This window comes from Terrabacter sp. P5_B1 (genome assembly GCF_056400505.1).
Genome location: NZ_JBFULD010000308.1, coordinates 1 through 5015, shown reverse-complemented (window position 1 = coordinate 5015; position 5015 = coordinate 1). Strand labels below are relative to the sequence as shown.

The window sequence follows — 5015 nt, the reverse complement described above, 5'->3', positions numbered from 1 at the left end:
GCCCCGGCTGGTGACGCCGACGACCAGCAGCCCGTTCCCGGCCCGGTGCACGACATTGCGGCGGCAACGGACGACGTGGAGCAGTCCGAGGGCGCCGAGTCCGAGGTCGTGGACACCGAGGCTGAGGGGGCCGAGCTCGACAAGCGGGACGACGAGCAGGCCCAGCGCAGCGCCTCTGGCGCCCAGGTCGACGCCACGCGCCGCTGACGACGCCACCGGCGCCCGCCTGACTGGCGCCCCGAGCCTGACGAAGGCCGCCCACCAGCCGGTGCGCGGCCTTCGTCAGGTCGTGCCCACCCCGCTCCACGCGGAGTGCGTGGGAGTCAGGCCGTCGGCGTCGCGGTGCCCGGACCTTCGGGTGACTCCCCTGCCGTCGTCGTCGGATCTCCGGATGCCGGAGCCGCTTCCGAGCCCAGCAGGCCGGCCGGCGCGTCCGTCGTCTCGCGTGGCTCACCGAGCAGACGGGTGAGCAACGGACCGACGATGCGCCGGAACGAGCGGCGCGGACGGTCGCGGTCGAGCACAGCCACCTCGAGCTGCGCCTCGTCCAGGGCCCGGCGCTCGCCGTTCTCGCCGGCGCCGAGCACGTCGACGGCGAGCCGCAGGACCTCGCCCAAGGTCATCCCGGGTCGCCATGCGGTGCCGAGCCGCTCCTCGGCCGCATCGCTCGCTCCCCCCATCGCGACGAAGCCCCGCTCGTCGGCGACCGACCCGTCGTAGGTCAGTCGGAAGATCTGGTCGCTGTCGGGGTCGGCTCCGACCTCGGCCACGACTATCTCGATCTCGAAGGGCTTGGACTCCTGCGTGAACACGGCACCCAGCGTCTGGGCATACGTGTTGGCCAGGGCTCGAGCCGTGACGTCGGTGCGGTCGTAGGAGTAGCCCCGCAGGTCGGCGTAACGGATGCCCGCGACCCGTAGGCTCTCGAACTCGTTGTAGCGCCCGACCGCCGCGAAGGCGATGCGGTCGTAGATCTCGGACACCTTGTGCAGGGCGCGCGAGGGGTTCTCGGCGACGAAGGCGATGCCGCGGTCGTATCCCACCACCACGACGGACCGTCCGCGTGCGATTCCCTTGCGCGCGAAGTCCGCCCGGTCCTTCATGACCTGCTCGGGCGGGACGTAGAACGGCATGCTCATCGGGCACCTCCGGGGTTGTCGCGACGGGCCTCGACGACACTCTGCACGTGCCGCTCGAGGACGTCCTGCGCGACGAACCGCGCGCCGGCGTGGTCGACGACCGCCACGGTCGGCCAGATCTGGCGGCCGAGGTCGGGCCCGCCGGTGGCCGAGTCGTCGTCGGCGGCGTCGTAGAGCGCCTCGATGGCCACGGACACGGCCTGCTGCTCCTCGAGCCCGGGACGCCACAGCTTCTTGAGCGAGCCGCGCGCGAAACCGGAGCCGGATCCGGTCGAGTGGTGGCCGTCCTCGACGTAGCACCCGCCCGTGACGTCGTAGGAGTAGATGCGGCCCGTCGCCGACTCGAGGTCGAACCCGGCATACGTCGGCACGACGGTCAGGCCCTGCATCGCCAGCCCGAGGTTGCCACGGATCATCGACGCGAGACGGTTGGCCTTGCCCTCGAGGGACATGACGGCGCCCTCGATCTTCTCGTAGTGCTCGAGCTCGACCTGGTAGAGCCGGACGAGCTCGATGGCGATGCCGGCGGTGCCGGCGATACCCACCACGCTGTACTCGTCGGCCGCGAAGACCTTCTCCATGTCACGGTTGGCGATGACGTTGCCCATGGTGGCTCGGCGGTCGCCGGCCATGACGACCCCGCCGTCGAAGAGCAGCGACACGATCGTGGTGCCGTGCGGTGCCTCGATGCTCGCACCGGAGGGCAGGCGCCGGCTCCCCGGCAGCAGCTCAGGACGGTAGGCGGAGACGAACTCCGTGAACGACGAGGAGCCGGCCCGGAGGAAGGCGTCGTCGATCTGCCGCGATCGTCCCGTGGACGGCTGGGTCACTGGCCGCCCTTCTGCACGAAGCCCCGGACGAACTCCTCGGCGTTGGACTCGAGGACGCCGTCGATCTCGTCGAGGACGCTGTCGATGTCGTCGGAGAGGCCCTCCTTGACGGCAGCCCCGGCGGGCGCGGTCGGGGGCGCCTCCGGTGCCTCCGGCGGCTCCTCGTCACGACGCTGCGGCTTGACGTGCTCCTGACCCGGCATGGCTACCTCCCAGACGTGTTGGACCTCGTGACCCGACCCTAACCCGTGTGGACCCCGCCGTCCGAGCACCCTGCTGCAACGACGGCGGCTACTCCGGCGTGGCCAGCCCGCGGAGCAGCTCACCGACGTCGGTGCTCTGCTCGAGCAGGGTGCCCACCTGCGCCCGGGTGCCGCGCTCCGGTTCGAGGATCGGCACGCGCYGCAGGCTCGCGTGGCCGGGGACGTCGAAGACCACGGAGTCCCAGCTGGCCGAGAACACCTGGGACGTGAAGCGGCGCACGCACTCACCGCGGAACCAGGCGCGGGTGTCCTCGGGCGGAGTGGTCTGGGCTTCCTTGACCGCCTCCGGTGTCACGAGGTCGCGCAGCATGCCGCGGTCCCGCAGCCGGTGGACGAGCCCCTTCTCGGGCCGCACGTCGGCCCACTGGATGTCGATGGCGGCGAGCCGGTGGTCGTCCCAGGACAGGCCGTCGCGGGCGCGGTAGCCCTCGAGGAGCTTCAGCTTGGCGACCCAGTCGAGCAGCGGGGAGCAGGACATGACGTCGCGCCCCAGGCCGGCGAGGACCTCCTCCCAGAGACCCATGACCTCGGCCGTCGCCTCGGGCTCGGGGTCGTCGCCGCGTCGGTCCAGCCAGGCGCGGGCGGCCTCGAGGTACATCCACTGGACGTCGAGGGCGGTCACACTGCGGCCGTCGACGAGCTCGAGCGTGGCCGCGAGCGACGGGTCGTGCGAGATGGTCTGGAGAGCAGCCACCGGACGCCGGACGGACCAGTCCTCGGTGAGATGTCCGTCCTCGATCATGCCCAGCACGAGCGACGTCGCGCCGGTCTTGAGCAGCGACGCGACATCGAGGTGGTTGGCATCGCCGATGATGACGTGCAGGCGCCGGTAGCGGTCGGCGACGGCGTGTGGCTCGTCGCGCGTGTTGATGATCGGGCGCTTCAGGGTCGTCTCGAGCCCGACCTCGGTCTCGAAGAAGTCCGCGCGCTGGGAGATCTGGTAGCCGGCCCCCCGGCTGTCGACCCCCAGCCCGACCCGGCCGGCGCCGCAGACGACCTGGCGCGTCACGAAGAACGGGATGAGGCCGCGGACGATCTCGGGGAAGGGCGTGCGCCGGGGCATGAGGTAGTTCTCGTGGGTGCCGTAGGACTGGCCCTTGCCGTCGGCGTTGTTCTTGTAGAGGTTCACGGGCGGCTGGCCGGGCCGCGCGGCGATCAGTCGGACGGACTCGAGCGCGATGGCGTCACCGGCGCGGTCCCAGGTGACGGCGTCGCGCGGCAGGGTCACCTCGGGCGAGCTGTACTCGGGATGGGCGTGGTCGACGTAGTAGCGGGCGCCGTTGGTGAGCACGACGTTGGCGAGCGTCGGGTCCTCGATGTCGGTGAGCTGGCTCGGGTCGGCGGTCTGCCGGTCGAGCTGCCAGCCGCGTGCGTCACGCAGCGGGTCCTCGAACGCGTAGTCCCAGCTCGACTGGTTGGAGCGGATCCCCTGGGCGGCGGCATACACGCTGACGACCTGGCCCGAGAGGAACATCGGGTTGGCCATCGGGTCACCGGGCACCGAGATGCCGTACTCGGTCTCCAGCCCCATGATCCGCCGCACCGTCATGGCCCGACGATAACCGCCCCAGCCGCCCGCGCCGCGTGGCGTCCGTCACCAGCCCATCGCGTATGCCGTGGGGTGGCCGCTAGATGGCCCCCACCTTCTGCAGCCGGTTGAGCGAGAACCAGCCGAACGGGATGGGCAGCCAGTAGGTCGCAAGACGGTAGAGCAGGACCGACGAGACGGCGGTGCCGCTGTCGACGCCGATGGAGATCAGGCCGAACGACATCGCCGCCTCGATGCCCCCGAGCCCGCCCGGGGTCGGCACCGCCGAGCCGACGATCGCGCCGGCGAAGTAGACGACGGCGATGGAGGCGACTGGTGCCTGTGCCCCGAAGGCCCTCGTTGCACAGACGAGGGCCGCGACGAAGGACATGTCGAGCAGCAGGGCGCCGCCGAGCAGCTGGGTGAGCTTGGCCGGGTGCTGCAGCACGGCGAGGACCTGCGGGAGTGCCGACCTGATCTGCGGAAGGACCCGGTCGGTGAGCAGCGATCGGGCCTTCGGCAGTGCCAACAGGCCGAGCAGGAGGATGACCACGACGAGGATGCCGGCGACGAGGACCGGCGACGGGCTGAACGAGACGGCGGGACCGGTGCCGGCGAGGACTCCGGAGATGACGAGCAGCACGAAGTAGGAGCAGAACTGCGCGACCTGCGCCACCCCGACGCTGGCTCCCGCGATCGTCGGCGACAGCCCGGAGGTCTGGAGGTAGCGCGTGTTGAGCGCGATGTTGCCGACGGCGGCGGGTGCGACGAGACCGCTGAAGGCGACGGCGAGCTGGGTCATGTACGTGCGGATGAACCGGAGCGGGATCTGCACGGCGCCCGCGAGCGCGAGGGAGGCACCGGCGAAGGTCGCGGCGGCGAAGACGAGGAGGAGCGCAGCCCAGCGCCAGTCGGCGGTTCTGATGACCTGGCCGATGTCGACCTGGGCGAGCTGGGTCAGGAGGAGGTAGCCGGCGATGCCACCGCCGAGGAGGGTGACCACGCCGCGGGCGGAGATGCGCCGCAGCTGCACCGGCTCTACGGCCTCGGCCTGCGGTCGCAGCGCGACGAGGCGCTCACGCAGCTCCCCCATGACGGACTTGGACGCCTTGAGCGCGACGCGTGCGTCGGCGCTGAGCGCGACGGGCTGCAGGACCGGCACCGCTCGCAGCACGACGTCCTCGCCCAGCGCGGCGACAGCCGAGTCCACGGTGCGTTCGGGTCCCACAGCGAGCGCCACCGTGGTGAGCAGCTG

General features: G+C 71.4%; 6 protein-coding genes. 1 reads left to right on the top strand and 5 read right to left on the bottom strand.

All coding sequences use genetic code 11. From position 1 onward, the window contains the following. Positions 1–207, top strand: a 207-nt coding sequence (locus AC1DP0_RS17885; RefSeq protein ID WP_478087004.1) for a hypothetical protein, incomplete at its 5' end; no start/stop codon positions are given. A gap of 116 nt (positions 208–323) precedes the next feature. Here the strand turns inward: AC1DP0_RS17885 and prcA are convergent. The 5 genes from prcA to AC1DP0_RS17860 form a co-directional block, all read right to left on the bottom strand. After that, positions 324–1139: a proteasome subunit alpha gene (prcA, locus tag AC1DP0_RS17880; RefSeq protein WP_478087002.1), complete on the bottom strand. Its 816-nt coding sequence runs from the start codon at positions 1137–1139 to the stop codon at positions 324–326. Further along, complete coding sequence (gene prcB, locus AC1DP0_RS17875) at positions 1136–1969, bottom strand: proteasome subunit beta (protein WP_478087000.1); 834 nt, start codon at positions 1967–1969, stop codon at positions 1136–1138. The genes prcA and prcB overlap by 4 nt, the downstream gene beginning before the upstream one ends. Beyond that, positions 1966–2172: a ubiquitin-like protein Pup gene (locus tag AC1DP0_RS17870; protein ID WP_478086998.1), complete on the bottom strand. Its 207-nt coding sequence runs from the start codon at positions 2170–2172 to the stop codon at positions 1966–1968. Before AC1DP0_RS17870 ends, prcB begins: the two co-directional genes overlap by 4 nt. An 88-nt stretch (positions 2173–2260) precedes the next feature. Continuing rightward, positions 2261–3781 carry a depupylase/deamidase Dop gene (gene dop / locus AC1DP0_RS17865; protein WP_478086996.1) on the bottom strand — a complete coding sequence of 507 codons (1521 nt, stop codon included), beginning with the start codon at positions 3779–3781 and terminating at the stop codon, positions 2261–2263. A 79-nt stretch (positions 3782–3860) separates the two neighbouring features. Then, a partial coding sequence (locus AC1DP0_RS17860; protein ID WP_478086994.1) for a lysylphosphatidylglycerol synthase transmembrane domain-containing protein occupies positions 3861–5015 on the bottom strand: 1155 nt, incomplete at its 5' end.